Below are 20,342 nucleotides of genomic sequence, written 5' to 3' on the forward strand. Positions count from 1 at the left end.
TCTGGGGTAGAGGACCGTTGACGATCAAATGGCATGCAACTATTTTTAGTTGCATGAAAGGGGCTCCATGTCCAGGAACGAGAAACTGCTGGCCAAGCTACTCAACGAAAGCGCCAGCTTTACCTGGCAGGAGCTTGTGACACTGCTGCGTTGGCTGGGCTACAGGCAGTTGGAGGGCAGCGGGAGCCGGGTCAAGTTCGACAACGGCGACCCGCAGGCGTTGATCAACCTTCACAAGCCGCACCCGTGCAACGAGCTGAAAGCCTATGTCCGGCGCCAGATCATCGAGCACCTCAAGGCGGGGGAACTGATTCCGTGAACAACCTGCTGCAATACCGGGGCTATTACGGCTCCATCGAAGCCAGCACCGAGGACAACTGCCTGTTCGGCAAGCTGCTCTTCATCCGCGCGCTGGTCAACTACGAAGGCGAGACGGTGGCCGAACTGCAGGCCGCTTTCCGCGAGGCGGTGGACGACTACCTGGCCACATGCCAGGCGCAGGGGCAGGAGCCGGAAGTGCCTTGCAAGGGATCGTTCAACGTGCGGGTCGGCCATGACTTGCATCTGGCAGCGAGCCTGGCAGCCAACCGGCAGCACATGAGCCTGAACGACCTCACCCGGCAGGCGCTGAGCGAGTATTTGCAGCACCACGGCTGAGGCGCAAACGAAGCGGATTCGGATGGCTCCCGGATCATCGAACGAACATAAGTCGAGACAGAGCCATGGCGGATGAATCGAGGATTACCCTGGAGCCCGGCAGGCGTGGCGGGAAGCCCTGTGTGCGTGGGCTGCGGATAACCGTGGAGGATGTCCTGAGCTGGCTGGCCGCCGGAATGAGCCAGGAAGAAATCATCGCTGACTACCCGGAGCTCGAGCGTGAAGACATTCTCGCTTGCCTGGCCTTCGCGGTGGCCCGCATGAAACATTCGGCCAGGATCGAGGCGGCATGAAGCTGCTGCTGGACGAAATCTTTCCCGGCGCATGTTGCCCTTTCTGAAGAAGGGCAGCAGTTCGAACCAGGCGATCGCCCAAATTCGGCAGAGCAATTGAAAAGGAGCCTGGAAGACGAGCATATCGGCCTGGCGCAGCTGATCTGACCCGCCGCGCCGTTACAGGCTCAACCGCCGCGCGCCGGGCCTAGCCGAAGGTCCTGGCGAAGGGTTCGGCGCTGTGCCGGATGGCGGCCACCACCTGGGGCGCCTGCTCGCAGAGCCCGGGGTGGTTCGCCAGCACCTTTTCCACCGCTTGCAGTTGAGCACGTATGACTTCGGCCGGCCGGGCCACATCACATACCCTGGCAAGGTCCAGAAGCCCTTGCCGCGACGCGAACAGCGACTTGTTGCCGGCAAGGTCCAGGGCAAGCACGTCCTCTGGGATATAGGCAGTGGTATTGACGATGTCATAGGCCGGCGCCAGCCGCACGTCGGCTTGTGTCGGATCCGAATAGAGCAGGCCGAAATTCTTCAGGTGCGCGTCGCCATTGCCGACGATGCAGCTCAGGGACACGATGCCGAAAAGCTGTTCCAGGGAGGCCGGCACATGCTCGGGAGGACAGAACAGCCGGATGGCCTTGGCAATGGCTGCATAGCTCTTGCTGTACTTCTGTTGCGCAGAAAGCCCCATCAGGGCCGCCATGTCCTCGAAGCCGATGGGGTCGAACTGCTCGTCCCTGTCGAAACGTCTCATGACGAACAGCCTGGCGTTGTCTGACAGGTAGAACTCCGGAACGGGAATGCCGCATGCCTTTGCCATGGACATGCAGAGGAATTCATTGATCGCCAGCCCCGGGAATTCCGCACGGCCGCTCTTGACGATCAGGTCGGAGGTTTTCGAGGTGAACCGCTGCGGTAGCGAATCCCGGTGTTCCGGAACCAGCACCTTGGGCTGTACGCCCGATATGCCGGCCCGCAGGATGTAGCGGTCCACCAGTTCGGCAAAGATATCGTCCGTGCCGTCCCAGGCCAGGATTTCCTCCAGCTTCTCACCTGGAAACTGCCTGCGTTGCAGTAGCGCATCGACCTCTTGCGAATTCACCAGGACCCGTCCGATAGGCGCACTGCTGCCAGACAGGGCCAGCAACAGCATCGGGTCCACGTTCGCCACCTTGGCCAGGCGGTTGCGCAGTTGTTCCAGGACATAGCCCTCGGGCAGGTTCATCTGGAAAATCGGGTGCAACTCGCGATGGCGATACTCTTCCAGGCGCACGGGCATGAGCAGGCTGACCGCGGCGCGCGCATCCGTCCCTTCCTGATAGCGGAACAGGTAGTCATCCGCGCTACTGAAGAGCCTTCCGCTCGGACCTTCTGGCGTCGAAACCTTCAGCGTCGCCGGCATCAGTCGAACACTCCCTGGATTTCCTCCAGCGTAGGCCTCGCCGCCGGCACGAGCGCGAACTCGCAGTCCAGGGCGCCGAGGATGCGGGCATAGGCCATCATGGCGACCGACAGGCTGCCTTTCTCGGCGGCGATGATCTTTTGTCGGGTGAGCCCGGCCATGGAGGCAAGCGCGGCCTGGGTCAGCCCGCGATTCAGGCGCCTTTGTCGAATCTGCTCACCCAGACGGGTCGAGATGAGGGAATAGTCCATGTTCTGAATACGTGACAAGTCATGCGTTATGTAACGTATACGGAACCTGCTGGAAAGGCAAAGTCCTGGGTCGCCGACGCCGCCCCACCCACGCCATTCCCTTGTAGGAGCGCGCCCTGCGCGCGATTTCGCGGGCAGGGCTCGCTCCTACAGGTAGCCGGGAAGCACGGTATTCCTCCCCCGTAGGATCTTGTCCGCGATGACCGGGTATATCGGCGCGATTCGCGGATGAGATCCGCTCCTACGCTGCCCCACCTACGCCATTCCCTTCTGGCGGAGCTGATCTGACCCGCTGCGCCGTTACAGACTCAGCCGCATCGACAGGTCCAGCGCCTTGACGTCCTTGGTCAGGGTGCCGATGGAGATGTAGTCCACGCCGGTTTCGGCGATGCCGCGCAGGGTGCTTTCGTTGATCCCGCCGGAGGCTTCCAGCTTGGCGCGGCCGGCGGTCACTCGCACGGCGGTGCGCATGTCTTCCAGGCTCAGTTCGTCGAGCATGACGATGTCGGCGCCGGCGGCCAGGGCCTGGTTCAGTTCGTCCAGGTCTTCCACCTCGATTTCCACCGGCTTGCCCGGGGCGATGCGCCGGGCTTCGGCGATGGCCTGGGCGATGCCGCCGCAGGCGGCGATGTGGTTTTCCTTGATCAGGAAGGCGTCGTACAGGCCGATGCGGTGGTTGTGGCAGCCGCCGCAGGTGATCGCGTACTTCTGCGCCAGGCGCAGGCCGGGCAGGGTCTTGCGGGTGTCCAGCAGTTTGACGCCGGTGCCTTCCACCAGGTCGGCGTAGTGGCGCGCGCGGGTGGCGGTGCCGGACAGCAGCTGGAAGAAGTTCAGCGCGCTGCGCTCGCCGCTGAGCAGCGCGCGGGCCGGGCCCTGCAGGCTGAACAGCGTCTGGTCGGCGCTGACCCGCTCGCCGTCGCGCACCTGCCATTGCACCTGCACGCGCGGGTCGATCTGCCGGAATACCTCGTCGACCCAGGCTGTGCCTGCGACGGTGGCGTCCTCGCGGGTGATGACGCGGGCCTGGGCCTCGCGCTCGGCGGGGATCAGCTGCGCGGTGATGTCGCCGCTGCCGATGTCTTCGGCCAGGGCGGCGCGGACGTTGGCCTGGATTTCCCCGGAAAGGTCGGCAAGGGTGAGGTTCGGCATGGCGGACTCCTGATTCGCGGTGGCGGGATTATACGGGGCGCGGCGGCCGCCGTGTGCATCCGCGGCGGCTGGCGGGAGTCGGACGAACGGTGGCTGTTCTTATGTGAATTTCATCAAGAATGCCTTCTAAGGGTCTTGGTTGTCATAGGCGCTTCTCTATAATGACTAAGAATATTCTTATTTTGACGTCAGTCGATTGACATTCCGAACGACGCTTACCCGATTGGTGTCATCGGGCCTTTGGTAGGCCCGGCGGCAGGAGACTAGCGATGCAGAACGACGCGAACGTAGTGCCGCTGAACAAGGCGGCCCAGGGCCAGTCGCCGACTGCTATCCCCGGGCGCCTGCCCGCGGCGCTGGTCAACGTCCGCGACAAGGCTTCGGTGCAGCTGCGCCAGGCCTTGCAGGTGCTGTTCGACAATGCCGACGACACCCTCTTCGAGATGGCCGACCGCGCCACCAGCAACGCCGAGCAGAGCGCCTTCTTCGAGGCCATGCGCGATCTGCGCCTGAAGCGCAAGGGCATCGAGCGCGGCTTCGTGCAGAAGTTCTTCGAGGGCTTCGCCAACCTCAACCAGTACCAGATCGGCAAGGCGCCGCAGCTGGACGCCGTCTCCTTCGACAACCTGTCGCTGGTGCAGAACGACGAACTGGAAGAGACCGTGGCGATGGACGCCATGGTCGGCAAGGTGCTCAGCCGCGACGGCCTGGCCCTGGGCCACCTGACCACGCGCCTGAACACCCTGGTCAGCAACAAGGTCGAGGACAAGACCAACCCGCTCGGCCCGCGCCCGCTGTGCGAGGCCTTCCTCGAGGCCTGCCAGGGCCTGGGCGTGGAGATCAAGGTCAAGCTGATCGTCCTCAAGCTGTTCGAGAAGTACGTGCTTGCCGAGCTCGAGCAACTGTATGCCGAGGCCAACGAGATTCTCGTCGCCCATGGCGTGCTGCCGGAGCTGAAGTCCGCCCCCGTGCGCCGCCCGCCGCGTCCCGCTGCCGAGGCCCCGGCCAGCGCCGGCTACGCCGGTGCCGCCGCCCAGGCCGCCGCTTCCGGCGCCTACCTGGATGCCGAGAGCCAGGAAGCCTTCGGTGCCCTGCAGGAGCTGATGTCCCAGGTCCGCGGCAGCCTGGCCGCGCGCCGCCAGGTGCCCGCCGACGCGGTGCCGATTTCCAGCAACGACCTGATGCGCCTGCTCTCGCACCTGCAGGACCACCTGCCGGCCCAGGGCATGGACGAGGTGGACGTGCGCCACCACCTGGACCACCTGCTCACCCGCGTCAGCCACAAGAGCGGGCGCTCGCGGGTGGTGGGGCAGGTCGACGAGGACGTGATCAACCTGGTGTCCATGCTCTTCGAGTTCATCCTCGACGACCGCAACCTGCCGGATTCGCTCAAGGCCCTGATCGGCCGCATGCAGATCCCCATGCTCAAGGTCGCGGTGCTGGACAAGACCTTCTTCAGCCGCGGCAACCACCCCGCCCGGCGCCTGCTCAACGAGATCGCCTCGGCGGCGCTCGGCTGGGCGGAACAGACCGACCTGCAGCGCGACAGCCTGTACCAGAAGATCGAGCAGGTGGTGATGCGCCTGCTGAACGACTTCGTCGACGACACGGCGATCTTCGGCGTGCTGCTGGAGGACTTCATCGCCTTCACCGGCGACGAGCGCCGCCGCAGCGAACTGCTCGAACAACGCACCCGCGACGCAGAGGAAGGCCGAGCCCGCGCCGACGCGGCCCGACGCGAGGTGGCGCAGGTGCTCAACCAGCGGCTGTTCGGCCGCACCCTGCCCGAAGTGGTGGTGCGCCTGCTGCGCGAGGCCTGGAGCAAGGTGCTGCTGCTGACCTGCCTGAAGCACGGCAGCGACTCGCAACCCTGGCGCGACGCCGTGGCGACCATGGACGACCTGATCTGGAGCGTCGAGCCCCACGAAGACCCGGAGTCCCGCACGCGCTTGCTGGAAATGGTCCCGCAACTGCTCAAGTCGCTGCGCGAGGGCCTGACCAGCGCGGCCTTCGATCCGTTCTCCACCGGCGAGTTCTTCAGCCGCCTGGAGAGCCTGCACGTGCAGGCCTTCCAGCGCTTCAAGCAGGCGCAGGAAGCGGCGGCCGACGACGATCTGCTGGATGGCATTCCGCTGCTCGACGAGGCTGTCGAGGCGCCTGCGGCCCAGGCTAGCGGCCAGCCGGAAATGGTCGCCGTGGTGGAGGAAATCGTCCTGGCGACGCCCGGTGAGGAGCGCGTGCCTGAGCCGGAAGAGTTGCTGGCGGACGACGACGAGTCGCTGCGCAAGGTCGACGAGCTGCGCGTCGGCAGTTGGGTGGAAATCCTCGAGGATTCCGAGCACAAGCTTCGTTGCAAGCTGGCCGCGGTGATCAAGCCGACCGGCCGCTACATCTTCGTCAACCGCACCGGCATGAAGGTGCTGGAAAAGACCCGCATGGGCCTGGCCGTGGAGTTCCGCCGCAACGCCGTGCGGCTGCTGGATGACGCGCTGCTGTTCGACCGGGCGTTGGAGTCGGTGATCGGCAACCTGCGGCGGTTGAAGAACGGCTGAGTCGGCTTCCCTGGAAATATGTAGGAGCGCGCCCTGCGCGCGAATCGCGGGCAGGGCCCGCTCCTACAGGGGATGCCGGGCTGCGGCGTATAACCGCGAACGGTTGTACGCCCTACGACTTGGGATCGAGTTAGCAGGCCTGCGGCCCCCTCACCCTAACCCTCTCCCGGAGGGAGAGGGGACCGTTCGGCAGACGCTGGTGTTCCTGAGTCAGCCGGCTGGCACGGCGGCTACCGGCTGAGGCCAGGCCTTCTCTCGGCACGGACAAGCCCCCTCTCCCTCTGGGAGAGGGGGCTGTTCGGCAGACGCTGGTGTTCCTGAGTCAGCCGGCTGGCACGGCGGCTACCGGCTGAGACCAGGCCTTCTCTCGGCACGGACAAGCCCCCTCTCCCTCTGGGAGAGGGGGCTGTTCGGCAGACGCTGGTGTTCCTGAGTCAGCCGGCTAGCACGGTGACTACCGGCTGAGACCAGGCCTTCTCTCGGCACGGGCAAGCCCCCTCTCCCCCTGGGAGAGGGCTGGGGTGAGGGAACGGAGTCAACCCAAAACGCTGCAGCTGCCGGGAAACGCCATTCGCAAGCAAGCTAGCGGATGGAGCCCTGCAATGACACAAGCAGCACCCTCGTAGGATGGCGTTGAGCGAAGCGATACCCATCAGCGCGGCCGCATGGGTTTCGCAAGCTCAACCCATCCTGCGAAGAGCGCGGCAAGACTCTCGCTCCCGCACCGCAGCGGCCGTTCTCTTCCGCCGCCAGCTGCTTTAGAGTGGGCCCAATCAAGGAGCCCCTATGCAGTTCGATCCCCGCAGCGGCTGGTGCCAGGGCGTCAGCCACTGTCCTTCGCCCAATTTCAATGCCCGCCCGGAGGGGGAGGTGGTCTCCCTGCTGGTGATCCACAACATCAGCCTGCCGCCCGGGCAGTTCGGCACCGGCAAGGTGCAGTGCTTCTTCCAGAACCGCCTGGATGCCGACGAGCACCCCTATTTCGCCGACATCGCGCAGATGACGGTGTCCGCGCACTTCCTCATCGAGCGCGATGGCAGCGTGTTCCAGTTCGTCTCCTGCAACGACCGCGCCTGGCATGCCGGCGTGTCGCGCTTCGACGGCCGGGAGAACTGCAACGACTTCTCCATCGGCATCGAGCTGGAAGGCACCGACGATGAGCCCTACAGCGATGCGCAATATGCCGCCCTGGCGGAGCTGGGCCGGCAGCTGCTGCGGGCTTACCCGGCCATCACCCCTGAGCGCATCCAGGGCCACAGCGACATCGCCCCGGGGCGCAAGACCGACCCCGGCCCGGCTTTCGACTGGCAGCGTTTCCTCGCCGCCCTCTGCAAGGAGTCGACATGAGTTTCCTGGTACTGCTGCTGGCCCTGCTGGTAGAGAAGTTCTCCGGCTGGCGCGCGCGCCTGCAGAAGGATGGCCCCTGGCTCGCCTGGCTGGGCCTGGTGCAGGGGCTGCCGGGCGTGGCGGCGCGGCCCTGGCTGGCGCTGCTGGTGGCCCTGCTCGGGCCCTTGCTGGTGCTGGCGCTGGTCCTGACCTTGCTGCAGCCGCTGGCCTACGGCCTGCTGGCGCTGCCGGTGCACCTGCTGGTGCTGATCTGGAGCCTGGGCCGCGGCGACGTGCACCAGGCCATGGGGCCGTTCCGCGACGCCTGGCGCCGCGAGGACCTGCAGGGCGCCTACCACGTCGCCGAGCGCGACCTGGGCGTGCAGGCCGATTCCGATGCCGAGCTGTTCGCCCAGGTCCAGGGCATGCTGGTGTGGCAGGCCTTCCAGGGCTTCTTCGCGGTGATCTTCTGGTACGCCCTGCTGGGCCCGGCGGCGGCCCTGGCCTATCGCCTGCTGTCGCTGACCGAGGTGCACCTGGGCCGGGGCTCGGGCCTGGGCGAGCGGGCCGCGCTGCTGCGCCACGCCTTCGACTGGCTGCCGGCGCGGGCCCTGGCGCTGAGCTTCGCCTTCGTCGGCAACTTCGTCGCCGTGGCCCGGGTGCTGCTGCACCACCTGCTGGCCTGGGACTACCCGGCGGCGCGCCTGCTGGCCCAGGCCGCCTGCGTCGGCGAGGACCTGTGCGACGCCACTCCCGGCCCGGCCGGGGTGGCCAGCCTGGATGCGCTCTGGCAACTGCTGGTGCGCACGGCGGTGCTCTGGTACGCGGCCTTCGCTCTGTGCGCGATTTTCCTCTGAGTACCGCACGTCGCCACTGATGGCGTTTTAACCTTAAGTTACAGAACGTCCCGCCGATATCGGGTACACAGGAGCCTGCGCCAAGCGCGGGCTCATAGCCCGCCTCGGCCATCCCACACAAGAACAACAACGGGAACAGGAGACGTCTTACGTGAAGACCGTGCTCTATCCAGCTATCGCACTGATGAACCGCCTGAGCTTCGGCATGAAGTTCAGCCTCATCAGCGTGCTCTTCTTCCTGCCGATGCTGGTGACCAACTTCTACCTGGTGCGTGATTCCTACCGCCAGTTCGTCAGCACCCGCGCCGAGCTGCAGAGCCTGCAGCTGATCGCCTCGGGCATGCAGATCCGCCGCGACGTCGAGGCCTACAACGACCTCCTGCAGATCAACATCGGCATCGGCCAGACGCGCACCACCGGCGACCTGGACAGCCGCATCGGCCAGCTGCAGCAGCGCCTGCATGCGGCGCTTTCGGCGCTGCAGCCGGTGGCGCGGGACAGCGAGCAGGTGGCCGCCTTCACCGCCAAGCGCGACGAACTGCTCGCCGCCCTCAAGGCCGTGGAGACCGAAGGCTCGATGCAGAGCAAGGCCGGCATGGCCATGCGCCTGCTGAGCAACGTGCAGATCTTCAACAAGCTGCTGGCCACGCAGTCCGGGCTGAGCCAGGACGACAGCGCCGAAGTGCGGCAGATGGCCGACCTGATCAGCAGCGTCACCCCGGCGGTCACCGAGACCATCAGCCGCGGCCGCGTGCTGGGCACCGCGGCGCTGGGCCAGGGGTTCCTCAATTCCTCCACCAGCGGCAAGCTCGACGACCTGCTGCAGGACCTGGAGAAGCTCCACGCCGAATACGCCCTGAAGCTGCAGGAGGCCCTGGGCGCCAGCAGCGCGGCGCAGCAGGCGCTGGCCGGCGAGGCCGAGGCCAGCCGCGAGACGCTCAAGAGCCTGGGCAAGCTGATCGAGGACAAGGTGGTGATGGCCGACTCCCTCGACCTGCCCTGGGCGCAGTTCTACGACCAGGTCAGCCAGGGCATGGACAAGACCTACCAGCTCAACGACAAGGTGCTCGGCTACCTCGGCGGCCAGCTGGAGCAACGCCTGACCGGCAAGCAGGCGCAGATGGTCCTGCTGGTGGTGGCGCTGCTGGTGGTGTTCCTCGCCATCGTCTACCTCTACGGCGGTTTCTACGTGTCCACCCGCTCCACGCTCAAGAGCCTGGGCGCGATGATGGAGCGCGTCGCCGCCGGCGACATGACGGTCAACTACCAGGCGCAGAGCCGCGACGAACTGGGCGAGCTGGGCCAGGCCTTCAACGAGACGGTGCGCCGCGTGCACGACCTGATCGAGCAGGTGGGCCGCACCGTGGCCGAGGTGGAACGGCAGACCGGCCGCGTGGAAGTGGTGTCGGCGCAGAGCAACCAGGCGGTGGCCGGCCAGCGCGACCGGATCGAGCAGGTGGCCACGGCGATGAACCAGATGGCCGCCACGGCCCAGGAAGTGGCGCGCAGCGCCGCCGCCGCGGTGGGCAGCGCGCAGAGCGTGAACCAGGAGACGGTCAGCGGCCGCGACCTGGTGGAATCCCAGGTGGGCAGCATCCAGCGCCTGGCCGCGGAGATCGACCAGTCGGTGGAAGTGATCAACCAGCTGGCCGCCGACAGCGCCTCCATCAGCCGCGTGCTGGACGTGATCAAGGGCATCGCCGAGCAGACCAACCTGCTGGCGCTCAACGCCGCCATCGAGGCGGCGCGGGCCGGCGAGCAGGGCAGGGGCTTCGCGGTGGTGGCCGACGAGGTGCGCACCCTGGCCAAGCGCACCCAGCAGTCCACCGAGGAGATCGAGCAGATGATCTCGCGCCTGCAGAGTGGCGTGGGCGCTGCGGTGAAGGCCATGGGTAGCAGCCACCAGACCGCCGACGGCACCGTCAGCCAGTCGGCGCAGGTGCAGCAGGCGCTGGACAACATCCTCGGCGCGGTGGGCATGATCGTCGACCAGAACCAGCAGATCGCCGCGGCTGCCGAGCAGCAGACCACGGTGGCCCACGACATCGACCAGAACATCGTGCAGATCAACCAGGCCGGCGAGCGCACCGCCCTGGGCGCCAACGAGACCGAGCGCGCCAGCCGCGAGCTGTCCGAACAGGTGGTGGAGCTGAAGCGGCTGATCGGTGCCTTCAGGGTCTAAGGGGGTTCACCAGCAGCCCGGCATCCGCGCGAGCGCAAGGATGCTTCCCCGTCTCGCGGGTGCCGGGTTGTCGGTGGAAGAGAGTGTTTGTCGTAGGAGCGAGCTTGCTCGCGAAGAGGTCTGGCGCTTGGTGTCCAGTCGAAGAGCGCCCTCTCCCTGAAGGGAGAGGGGACCGTTGGGCAGAAACGGGTAGTACGGAGTCAGCCGGGAACACTGGAGTCTCCGGCTGATGCCATGCTTGCAGCTGGCACGGACAAGCCCCCTCTCCCTTTAGGGAGAGGGCTGGGGAGAGGGTTGCGGGCCTCAACACAGCTCCGGGGCCGAACCTGCCGCCGCTCTAGTTACCCAAGCCCCAACCAAACACATCCATAGCATTCCGCGTACTGGCCTCCGCCAACTCCTCCGCATTCACCCCCCGCAGCTCCGCCAGCGCCTCGCAGATCGCCGGCAGATGCTCCGGGCTGTTGCGCTGGCCGGGGAACATCGCCGGGGCCATGTCCGGGGCGTCGGTCTCCAGCACTATCGACTCCAGCGGCAGTTCCGCCACCGTCTTGCGCAGGCGGTTGGCCTGGGGCCAGGTGGGCGCGCCGCCCAGGCCCAGGCGGAAGCCCAGCCTGATGTACTCGCGGGCTTCCTCGCGGCTGCCGGCGAAGGCGTGGACGATGCCGCGGCGCGGCGGGCGGAAGCGCTTGAGGGTGGCGATCGTCGCGGCGTGGGCGCGGCGCACGTGGAGCAGCACCGGCAGTTCGCAGTCGATGGCGATGCGCAGCTGTTCCTCGAACAGCGCCTGCTGCGCCTCGCGGTTCAGGTCCTCGAGGTAGTAGTCCAGGCCGATCTCGCCCACCGCGCACAGCTTCGGGTGGCCGGCCAGGCGCTGCAGGTGCTCGCGCAGGTCGCGCAGGTGTTCGGGGCGGTGCTGCGCCAGGTAGATCGGGTGCAGGCCCAGGGCAGCGTAGAGGGCGTCGTTTTCTTCGGCCAGTCGCAGCACCCGCTCCCAGTTCTCGCGGAACACCCCCAGCAGCACCTGGCGCTCCACGCCGAGCCTGGCGCAGCGTTGCAGCAGGGCGGCGCGGTCGGCGTCGAAGTCCGGGAAGTCGATGTGGTTGTGGGTGTCGACCAGGCGCATGGCGGTCACCCGGCGCGCAGCTTGAGGGTGCGCGGGATGGGGTGCACGCCGGGCTGGTAGTGCTCGTGTTCCACGGCCTCCAGGGCCAGCTCCAGCGCGCGGGCGGCGATAAGCGCGTGCTGCTGGGAGATGGCGTTGACCTTCAGCGGCACGAAGTCGAGCAACTGGGTGTCGCCGAAGGTGCCCAGGCGCAGGTCGCGCGGCCAGCCGCCCGGCAGCGCCTGGAACACGTCGAACACGCCTTCGAGCAGCACGTAGGAAGTGGTGATCAGCGCGTCCGGCAGGTAGCCCAGGCGCTGCAGCAGGCCTTCCATCAACTGGCGGCCGCACTCGCGGCTGAAGCTGGCGCCCTGTTCGATGAAGCGCTCGCCGCCAAAGCCCTGCAGGGTCTGTTCGAAACCGGCGCTGCGCTCCTGGCTGATGATCAGCTCCGGGCGCGCGCCGAGCAGGGCGATGTGCCGCGGCGCGGGCTGCAGCAGGGTGGCGGTGAGGCGCTGGGCGGCGTCGCGGTCGTCGCTGACCACCGAGCAGAAGCGCTGCGGGTCCAACTGGCGGTCGATGGCGATCACCGGCACGCCCTTGTCCAGCAATAGCTGGTGGCTGTCGTCGTCGGCCGGCAGGCAGCTGGCCACCACCAGGGCGTCGCAGCGCCGCGCGCGGAACAGGTTCAGGGCCTGGCGCTCGCTTTCCGGTTCGTCGTCGGAGCAGGCGATCAGCAACTGGTAGCCGCGGGCGCGGGCGCCCTGTTCCAGCAGCTTGGCGATGCGCGCGTAGCTGGGGTTCTCCAGGTCCGGGAGGATGAAGCCGAGGGTGCGCGTCTGCCCGCGGCGCAGGCTGGCGGCCTGCTGGTCGGGGTGGTAGCCGTGGGCCTCGATCACCGCGCGCACGCGCTCCACGGTGGCCGCGCTGATGCGCCGCTGCACGGCCTTGCCGTTGATGACGTAGCTGGCCGTGGTCACCGAGACCCCGGCCAGACGGGCGATATCACTGAGTTTCAACACATACCCCGGCACTGCTGACTGACAACTGGAGGCTTCCAAGGATCACGCATTATCGGGTAACGTGCCAGTCTCAATAGGTGAAACGATTCAGCAAAAGCTGTCCCCCTGCCTGCGGCCACTATGCTGGTCACCAGGGACAGCCTCGCTGTTCACCCCGACAAGCGGATAACCGCCCCGTTTCGGCAGCCCGGCCTTGCTCCCGGGCCAGCCGCTGAGGAGAACGATGTGCTCGAACTGACCGCGCAACAGGTCCGCATGCAACAGCGGGCCGCGGACAAGCCGGCCGCCCTCGAACTGCTCTGCCAGGCCCTGGAGGCCGACGGCCTGGTCGAGCCGGGCTACCTCGCCGGGCTCAAGGCCCGCGAGGCCCAGGGCTCCACCTACCTCGGCCAGGGCATCGCCATCCCCCATGGCACCCCGCAGACCCGCGACCTCGTGCGCCGCACCGGCGTGCGCCTGCTGCACTTTCCCGAAGGGGTGGACTGGGGCGACGGGCAGATCGTCTACCTGGCCACTGGCATCGCCGCGCGTTCGGACGAGCACCTGAACCTGCTGCAACTGCTGACCCGCGCCCTGGGCGAGGGCGACACCGGCGCGGCGCTGCGCGAGGCGCAGGATGCCGAGCAACTGCTGAAGGCCCTGAGCGGCGCCCCGCAAGCCCTGGCCCTGGACGCGCAACTGGTGGCGCTGGGGCAGGGCGCCGAAGACTTCGACGAACTGCTGCTGCTCGCCGCGCGCCGGCTCAAGGCCGCCGGCTGCGTGGAGAGCGGCTTCCTCGCCGCGCTGCAGCAGGGCGAGGCGCTGCCGCTGGGTGAGGGCCTGTGGTGGCTGGGCGGCGGCGAGAAGGTCAGCCGGCCCGGCCTGGCCTTCGTCACCCCGCAACGCGAGCTGCAGCACGCCGGCCAGCCCCTGCGCGGGCTGTTCTGCCTGGCCGAGCGTGGCGATGCGGCGCGAACTGTGCTGGAGCGCCTGTGCGACCTGCTGGTGGACGGCCGCGGCGCCGAACTGACCCGTGCGACTTCGGTGCGCGCCGTGCTGGAGGCCCTGGGCGGCGAGCTGCCGGTGGACTGGCCGAGCCTGCGCGTGCCCCTGGCCAACCCCCATGGCCTGCATGCGCGGCCGTCGCAGGTGCTGATGCAGATGGCCCGCGACTTCGACGGCGAAATCCGCGTGCGCATCGCCGACAGCGAGGCTGCGCCGGTGTCCATCCGCAGCCTGAGCAAGCTGCTCAGCCTGGGCGCGCGGCGTGGCCAGGTGCTGGAGTTCTTCGCCGAGCCGGCGATCGCCGAGGCGGCGCTGCCGGCCCTGCGCGAGGCAGTGGAGCAGGGCCTGGGCGAGGAAGTCCTGCCGCTGGCGGACGCACCTGTGGAACCCGAGGCGCCGGCCGAGCCGGAAGCGCCCTTGCCCGAACTGGTCCGGGGCGAGTGGCTGGACGCCATCGCCGCCGCCCCGGGCATCGCCAGCGGCCCGGCGCACCTGCAGGTGGAGCCGAAATTCCACTACCCCGCCCGCGGCGAGTCCCCCGAGATCGAGGCGCAGCGCCTGGCCGAGGCCAAGGCCGCCATCGCCACGGAGATCGAGGCCCTGGTGGCGCACAGCCGGAGCAAGGCGGTGCGCGATATCTTCGTCACCCACCAGGCCCTGCTCGACGACCCCGAACTGGGTGCCGAGGTGGCTGTGCAACTGGCCGACGGCGCCAGCGCCGAAGCGGCCTGGCACGCGGTGATCGAACGGGCCGCCAGCCAGCAGGAGGCCCTCGGTGACGCCCTGCTCGCCGAGCGCGCGGCGGACCTACGCGACCTCGGCCGCCGGGTGCTGGCGCGCCTGTGCGGGGTGAGCCTGGCCGCCGAGCCGGCGCAGCCGTACATCCTGGTGATGGACGAGGTCGGGCCTTCCGACGTGGCGCGCCTGGACCCCGAGCGCGTGGCCGGCATCCTCACCGTGCGCGGCGGCGCCACTTCGCACAGCGCCATCATCGCCCGCGCCCTGGGCATTCCTGCCCTGGTCGGCGCCGGCGAAGGCCTGTTGGCGCTGCCGCCGGGCACGCCGCTGCTGCTCGACGGCGAGCGCGGCCGCTTCGTGGTGGCGCCTGCGGACGAGGTGCTGGAACAGGCCCTGCGCCAGCGTGAGGAACACCAGCGCCGCCAGGCCCTGGCCGAGGCGCGCCGGCATGAACCGGCGCGCACCCGCGACGGCCATGCGGTGGAAGTCTGTGCCAACCTCGGCGACAGCGCCGGCGCCGCCCAGGCCGTGGAACTGGGCGCCGAAGGCGTGGGCCTGCTGCGCAGCGAGTTCGTCTTCCTCGACAGCCCGCGCGCGCCGGACCTGGCGGCCCAGGAAGCCGAGTACCGCCGTGTGCTCGACGCCCTCGACGGCCGCCCGCTGGTGGTGCGCACCCTCGACGTGGGCGGCGACAAGCCGCTGCCGTACTGGCCGATCCCGGCCGAGGCCAACCCCTACCTGGGCGTGCGTGGCATCCGCCTGACGCTGCAGCGCCCGCAGATCTTCGAGACGCAACTGCGCGCCCTGCTGCAGGCCGCCGCCGGACGGGCGCTGCGGATCATGTTCCCGATGGTCGGCCAGGTCGAGGAATGGCGCCGGGCGCGCGACCTGGCGCTGGCCCTGCGCGAGGAATACGACTGTGCCGACCTGCAGCTGGGCATCATGGTCGAGGTGCCCTCGGCGGCGCTGCTGGCGCCGGTGCTGGCGCGCGAGGTGGACTTCTTCAGCGTCGGCACCAACGACCTGACGCAGTACGCCCTGGCCATCGACCGCGGCCACCCGACGCTGTCCGCCCAGGCCGACGGCCTGCACCCGGCGGTGCTGCAACTGATCGACATGACCGTGCGCGCCGCCCATGCCCACGGCAAGTGGGTGGGCGTGTGCGGCGAGCTGGCCGCCGACGCCCAGGCGCTGCCGGTCCTGCTGGGGCTGGCGGTGGACGAGCTGAGCGTGTCCGCGCGCAGCATCCCGCTGGTGAAGCAGGGCGTGCGCGAGCTGGACCTGGGCCAGGCCCGCGAACTGGCCGGCGCCGCCCTCGGCCTGGCCTCGGCGGCGGAGGTCCGCGCCCTGGTGGCGCGGGCCCTGGGGGAGGCGCGCTGATGGCCCGCATCCTCACCCTCACCCTGAACCCGGCGCTGGACCTCACCGTGCGCCTGCCGAGCCTGGAACTGGGCGCGGTGAACCGCAGCGAGGCGGTGCTGGCCCAGGCCGCCGGCAAGGGCCTGAACGTCGCCCAAGTGCTCGCCGACCTTGGCCATGAGCTGAGCGTGGGCGGCTTCCTCGGTGCCGACAACGCGGAGGCTTTCGACGCGCTGTTTCGCCGCCGCGGCTTCCGCGATGCCTTCGTCCGGGTGCCGGGCGAGACGCGCAGCAACATCAAGCTGGCCGAACGCAGCGGGCGCATCACCGACCTCAACGGCCCCGGCCTGGAAGTGGATGCCGAGGCCCAGCGGCGCCTGCTGGACGGTTTGGACGAACTGGTCGCCGATCAGGACCTGGTGGTGGTGGCCGGCAGCCTGCCGCGCGGCGTGCAGCCGCAGTGGCTGCATGAACTGCTGTTGCGCCTGAAGCGCCTGGGCCTGCGCGTGGCCCTGGACAGCAGCGGCGAGGCCCTGCGCCAGGGGCTGGCGGCCAGGCCCTGGCTGGTCAAGCCGAACGCCGAGGAACTGGCCGAGGCCTGCGGCCCGGCGGGCGAGGGCGGCGTCGACGCCCAGGCCCGCGCCCTGCGCGCTGGCGGCATCGAGCACCTGGTGCTCTCCGAGGGCGCCGAGGGCGTGCGCTGGTACGGCCCGGATGGGCTGTGGCAGGCGACGCCGCCGAAGGTCGAGGTGGCCAGCACCGTGGGCGCCGGCGACTCGCTGCTGGCGGCGATGGTCGACGGCCTGCTCGCCGGCCGGCCCGCCGCGCAGGTGCTGCGCCAGGCCACCGCGGTGGCCGCCCTGGCCGTGACCCAGTTCGACTTCGGCATCGCCGACCGCGAGCGCCTGGCCCGCCTGCAGGCGCAGGTGGCGGTGCGCGCGCTGGATTGATCCGCCCGCCCGCAGCGCCGGGCGGAGCCATGACAAGAGGTATGACGATGAACCTTGCCCTGATCACTGCCTGCCCCAACGGCCAGGTCACCAGCCTGCTCAGCGCGCGCCTGCTGCGCGCCGCCGCCGAACGCCTGGGCTGGTCGGTGTGCGTCGAGAGCAACGAGCCGCAGCGCCCCGAGCAGCGCCTGAGCGCCGAACAGCTCGGCGCCGCCGACCTGGTGCTGGTGGTCAGCAGCCAGCCGCTGGACTTGTCCCGCTTCGCCGGCAAGCCGCTGTTCCAGGCACGCCCGGCCGAGGCCCTGGCCGAGCCCGCGGCCTTCCTGCAACGTGCCGCCGCCGAGGCGCAGCCCTGGCAAGGCAACGCTGAACCGCAGGCCAAGGCGGTGCGGGTAGTGGCGGTGACCGCCTGCCCCACAGGCGTGGCGCACACCTTCATGGCCGCCGAGGCGCTGCAGCAGGCCGCCGGGCGCCTGGGCTGGCAACTGCGGGTGGAAACCCAGGGCTCGGTGGGCGCGCGCAATCCGCTGTCGGCCGAGGACATAGCCGCCGCCGACGTGGTGCTGCTGGCGGCCGACATCGAGGTGAACGCCGAGCGCTTCGCCGGCAAGCGCATCTTCCGCTGCGGCACCGGCGTGGCGCTGAAGCAGCCCGAAGCGACCTTGCGCAAGGCCCTGGAGGAAGGCGCCACGGAAAGCGCCGTCGCCGCCGCTGCGCAGAAGCCGGGCAAGGGCGAGGCGCGCGGGTTGTACAAGCACCTGCTGACCGGCGTGTCGTTCATGCTGCCGATGGTGGTGGCCGGCGGCTTGCTGATCGCGCTGTCCTTCGTGTTCGGCATCCAGGCGTTCAAGGAGCCGGGCACCCTGGCCGCGGCGCTGATGCAGATCGGCGGCGAAAGCGCCTTCAAGCTGATGGTGCCGATGCTCGCCGGCTACATCGCCTGGTCCATCGCCGACCGCCCGGGCCTGGCGCCGGGGATGATCGGCGGCCTGCTGGCCAGCAGCCTGGGCGCCGGCTTCCTCGGCGGCATAGTGGCGGGCCTGCTGGCCGGCTACTCGGCGCGCGCGGTGAGCCAGTGGCTGAAGCTGCCGCAGAGCCTGGAGGCGCTCAAGCCGATCCTGCTGATCCCGCTGCTGTGCAGCCTGTTCACCGGGCTGGTGATGATCTATGTGGTGGGCCAGCCGGTGGCCGGGCTGATGAGCGCGCTCACCGACTTCCTGGCCGGCATGGGCACGGCCAACGCCATCCTCCTCGGCCTGCTGCTCGGCGGCATGATGTGCGTCGACCTCGGCGGGCCGATCAACAAGGCCGCCTACGCCTTCTCCGTGGGCCTGCTGGCCTCGCAGAGCTACGCGCCCATGGCGGCGACCATGGCCGCCGGCATGGTGCCGCCAATCGGCATGGGCCTCGCCACCCTGCTGGCCCGGCGCAAGTTCGCCCAGAGCGAGCGCGAAGCCGGCAAGGCGGCGCTGGTGCTGGGCCTGTGCTTCATCTCCGAGGGCGCCATCCCCTTCGCCGCCAAGGACCCACTGCGGGTGCTGCCGGCGAGCGTGGTGGGCGGCGCGCTGACCGGGGCGCTGTCGATGTACTTCGGCTGCAAGCTGCTGGCGCCCCATGGCGGGTTGTTCGTGTTGCTGATTCCCAATGCGATGAACCATGCGCTGGCGTATCTGCTGGCGATCGTCGTGGGGAGTGTGGTGACGGGGGTGATTTATGCGGTGCTCAAGCGGGATGAGGTGCAGGGGATGGTGGGGGTGCCGGGGCGGGCATAGGTTGGGTGTTCAATTGCGGACGGAGTCCGCTCCTACGGTGGTGCCGTCCTGCGTAGGGGCTGGATGGGGATTGATTTTCGTAGGAGCGAGCTTGCTCGCGAACCGTGTTTCCCGGCGGCGCTGGTACGTTGGATTGACTCCGCTCCCTCTCCCCAGCCCTCTCCCTGAAGGGAGAGGGAGCTTGTCCGTGCCAAGAGAAGGCCTGGTTTCAGCCGGTAGTCACCGTGCTAGCCGGCTGACTCAGGAACACCAGCTCCTGCCCAACGGTCCCCTCTCCCTTCAGGGAGAGGGTTAGGGAGAGGGCGCTCTTCGGGATGAACACCAGCCCCCGCCGGCAGACACGGTTCGCGAGCAAGCTCGCTCCTGCGAAGAGCAGCCCTCAGGCACTCCGCCGCAACGGCTGCTCCTGCGCCGGCACCGGCAGGCGGTGCGAGTCCCCCCGGCCCATGGCGAAGTATTCGAAGCCATAGCGCGCCATCCGCTCCGGATCGTAGAGGTTGCGCCCATCGAAGATCACCGGCGCCTTCAGGCGGCTGGCCAGCAGCTCGAAGTCCGGGGCCTTGAACTGCTGCCACTCGGTGCAGATCACCAGGGCATCGGCGCCGCCCAGCGCAGCTTCCGGGGTGCCCATCAGTGTCAGGCGTTCATCATGGCCGTACAGGCGCTGGGCCTCGGGCATGGCTTCGGGGTCGAAGGCGCGGACCTTGGCCCCGGCCGCCCACAGCGCCTCCATCAGGGCGCGGCTGGGGGCGTCGCGCATGTCGTCGGTGTTGGGCTTGAACGACAGGCCCCAGAGGGCGAAGGTGCGGCCCTTGAGGTTGCCGCCGAAGTAGGCGGCGATGCGCTCGAACAGCTTGTGCTTCTGGCGCTGGTTGATGGCCTCCACCGCGCGCAGCAGGTCGCTGGAGCAATTGGCGTCGTCCGCGCTGTGGATCAGCGCCTGGACGTCCTTGGGGAAGCAGGAGCCGCCGTAGCCGCAGCCGGGGTAAATGAAGTGGTAGCCGATGCGTGGGTCGGCGCCCATGCCCTGGCGCACCGCCTCGATGTCGGCGCCCAGGTGCTCGGCCAGCTCGGCGATCTGGTTGATGAAGCTGATCTTGGTGGCGAGCATGCAGTTGGCGGCGTACTTGGTCAGCTCCGCGCTGCGCAGGTTCATGCACAGGATGCGGTCGTGGTTGCGGTTGAACGGCTCGTAGATCTCGCGCATCACGTCCAGCACCTCGGGCCGCTCGCAGCCGATGACGATGCGGTCGGGGCGGCGGCAGTCGGCCAGGGCCGAGCCTTCCTTGAGGAATTCCGGGTTGGACACGATATCGAAGTCCAGGCTGCGGCCATGCTGGCTCAGCACCTTGTGGATGTGCGCCTTGACCAGGTCGCCGGTGCCCACCGGCACCGTGGATTTCTCGACGATCACCACCGGCGCCTTGCGGTGCAGGGCGATGCCCTCGGCCACCGCGAACACCGCGCCGAGGTCGGCCGAGCCGTCGGCGCGCGGCGGCGTGCCCACGGCGATGAACTGCACCAGGCCGTGGGCCGCGGCCACTTCCACCTCGCTGGTGAAGCGCAGGCGGCCGGCTTCCAGGTTCTCCTTCACCAGCTCGGCCAGGCCGGGTTCGTAGATGCTCACCTGGCCGCGCTGCAGCTTGGCCACCTTGGCCTGGTCGATGTCCATGCAGACCACGTCGTGGCCCACTTCGGCCATGACCGCGGCCTGCACCAGGCCGACGTAGCCGATCCCGAATACGCTGATTTTCATGGTTG

The 20,342-nt window shown here is 68.7% G+C and carries 16 protein-coding genes; 10 read left to right on the plus strand and 6 right to left on the minus strand.

The features are described 5' to 3' along the window. The first annotated feature begins 67 nt into the window (after window positions 1-67). From RN02_RS26465 to RN02_RS26475, 3 genes are all read left to right on the plus strand, one after another. Window positions 68-319: a type II toxin-antitoxin system HicA family toxin gene (locus RN02_RS26465; RefSeq protein WP_043318085.1), complete on the plus strand. Its 252-nt coding sequence runs from the start codon at window positions 68-70 to the stop codon at window positions 317-319. Next, window positions 316-657, plus strand: coding sequence for a type II toxin-antitoxin system HicB family antitoxin (locus tag RN02_RS26470; RefSeq protein ID WP_043318088.1), 342 nt, complete (start codon window positions 316-318; stop codon window positions 655-657). Before RN02_RS26465 ends, RN02_RS26470 begins: the two co-directional genes overlap by 4 nt. 65 nt (window positions 658-722) lie before the next feature. Further along, a complete protein-coding gene (locus tag RN02_RS26475; protein ID WP_009617646.1) occupies window positions 723-950 on the plus strand; it encodes a DUF433 domain-containing protein in 228 nt (75 codons plus the stop codon). 187 nt (window positions 951-1,137) lie between these two features. Here RN02_RS26475 and RN02_RS26480 read toward each other — a convergent pair whose 3' ends face one another. The 3 genes from RN02_RS26480 to nadC all read right to left on the minus strand — a co-directional run bounded on the left by RN02_RS26480 (window position 1,138) and on the right by nadC (window position 3,734). Then, a complete protein-coding gene (locus tag RN02_RS26480) occupies window positions 1,138-2,334 on the minus strand; it encodes a type II toxin-antitoxin system HipA family toxin (protein ID WP_043318089.1) in 1,197 nt (398 codons plus the stop codon). Continuing rightward, complete coding sequence (locus tag RN02_RS26485; protein WP_043318092.1) at window positions 2,334-2,585, minus strand: helix-turn-helix transcriptional regulator; 252 nt, start codon at window positions 2,583-2,585, stop codon at window positions 2,334-2,336. Before RN02_RS26485 ends, RN02_RS26480 begins: the two co-directional genes overlap by 1 nt. A 300-nt stretch (window positions 2,586-2,885) precedes the next feature. Beyond that, window positions 2,886-3,734, minus strand: a complete 849-nt coding sequence (gene nadC, locus RN02_RS26490; RefSeq protein WP_043318094.1) for a carboxylating nicotinate-nucleotide diphosphorylase — start codon at window positions 3,732-3,734, stop codon at window positions 2,886-2,888. Window positions 3,735-4,003: 269 nt separating this feature from the next. Between nadC and RN02_RS26495 the strand changes: the two genes are divergently transcribed. The 4 genes from RN02_RS26495 (at window position 4,004) to RN02_RS34775 (ending at window position 10,651) form a co-directional block, all read left to right on the plus strand. Continuing rightward, window positions 4,004-6,286 carry a DUF1631 domain-containing protein gene (locus RN02_RS26495; RefSeq protein WP_043318096.1) on the plus strand — a complete coding sequence of 761 codons (2,283 nt, stop codon included), beginning with the start codon at window positions 4,004-4,006 and terminating at the stop codon, window positions 6,284-6,286. Window positions 6,287-7,072: 786 nt separating this feature from the next. Then, complete coding sequence (ampD, locus tag RN02_RS26500) at window positions 7,073-7,633, plus strand: 1,6-anhydro-N-acetylmuramyl-L-alanine amidase AmpD (RefSeq protein WP_043318097.1); 561 nt, start codon at window positions 7,073-7,075, stop codon at window positions 7,631-7,633. Continuing rightward, the gene (ampE, locus tag RN02_RS26505) at window positions 7,630-8,469 is read left to right on the plus strand and encodes a regulatory signaling modulator protein AmpE (RefSeq protein WP_043318098.1); all 840 of its coding nucleotides are present in this window, start codon (window positions 7,630-7,632) and stop codon (window positions 8,467-8,469) included. Before ampD ends, ampE begins: the two co-directional genes overlap by 4 nt. 1,477 nt (window positions 8,470-9,946) lie before the next feature. Then, window positions 9,947-10,651 carry a methyl-accepting chemotaxis protein gene (locus RN02_RS34775; RefSeq protein ID WP_370311529.1) on the plus strand — a complete coding sequence of 235 codons (705 nt, stop codon included), beginning with the start codon at window positions 9,947-9,949 and terminating at the stop codon, window positions 10,649-10,651. Window positions 10,652-10,988: 337 nt separating this feature from the next. On the opposite strand, the gene RN02_RS26515 is transcribed toward RN02_RS34775, so the two are convergent. Together RN02_RS26515 and cra are read right to left on the minus strand one after the other, a co-directional pair. Then, complete coding sequence (locus RN02_RS26515; RefSeq protein WP_043318101.1) at window positions 10,989-11,777, minus strand: TatD family hydrolase; 789 nt, start codon at window positions 11,775-11,777, stop codon at window positions 10,989-10,991. Window positions 11,778-11,782: 5 nt separating this feature from the next. Continuing rightward, on the minus strand, window positions 11,783-12,775 hold the full coding sequence (gene cra, locus RN02_RS26520) for a catabolite repressor/activator (protein ID WP_043318132.1): 993 nt from the start codon (window positions 12,773-12,775) through the stop codon (window positions 11,783-11,785). Window positions 12,776-13,003: 228 nt separating this feature from the next. Here cra and ptsP point away from each other — a divergent pair, with 228 nt between their 5' ends. From ptsP to RN02_RS26535, 3 genes are read left to right on the plus strand one after another with little or no spacing between them, the layout of a single operon-like run. Beyond that, window positions 13,004-15,880: a phosphoenolpyruvate--protein phosphotransferase gene (ptsP, locus tag RN02_RS26525; RefSeq protein WP_043318103.1), complete on the plus strand. Its 2,877-nt coding sequence runs from the start codon at window positions 13,004-13,006 to the stop codon at window positions 15,878-15,880. Then, the gene (gene pfkB, locus RN02_RS26530) at window positions 15,880-16,809 is read left to right on the plus strand and encodes a 1-phosphofructokinase (RefSeq protein WP_043318105.1); all 930 of its coding nucleotides are present in this window, start codon (window positions 15,880-15,882) and stop codon (window positions 16,807-16,809) included. Before ptsP ends, pfkB begins: the two co-directional genes overlap by 1 nt. Before the next feature lie 47 nt (window positions 16,810-16,856). Then, window positions 16,857-18,581 (plus strand): PTS fructose-like transporter subunit IIB, encoded by a 1,725-nt coding sequence (locus RN02_RS26535; RefSeq protein WP_043318107.1) that lies wholly within the window; start codon window positions 16,857-16,859, stop codon window positions 18,579-18,581. A gap of 379 nt (window positions 18,582-18,960) precedes the next feature. On the opposite strand, the gene RN02_RS26540 is transcribed toward RN02_RS26535, so the two are convergent. Then, window positions 18,961-20,337, minus strand: coding sequence for a UDP-glucose dehydrogenase family protein (locus tag RN02_RS26540; RefSeq protein WP_043318109.1), 1,377 nt, complete (start codon window positions 20,335-20,337; stop codon window positions 18,961-18,963). Between the last annotated feature and the right edge of the window lie 5 nt (window positions 20,338-20,342).

This window comes from Pseudomonas sp. PI1 (assembly GCF_000812405.1).
Lineage (GTDB): Bacteria > Pseudomonadota > Gammaproteobacteria > Pseudomonadales > Pseudomonadaceae > Pseudomonas > Pseudomonas citronellolis.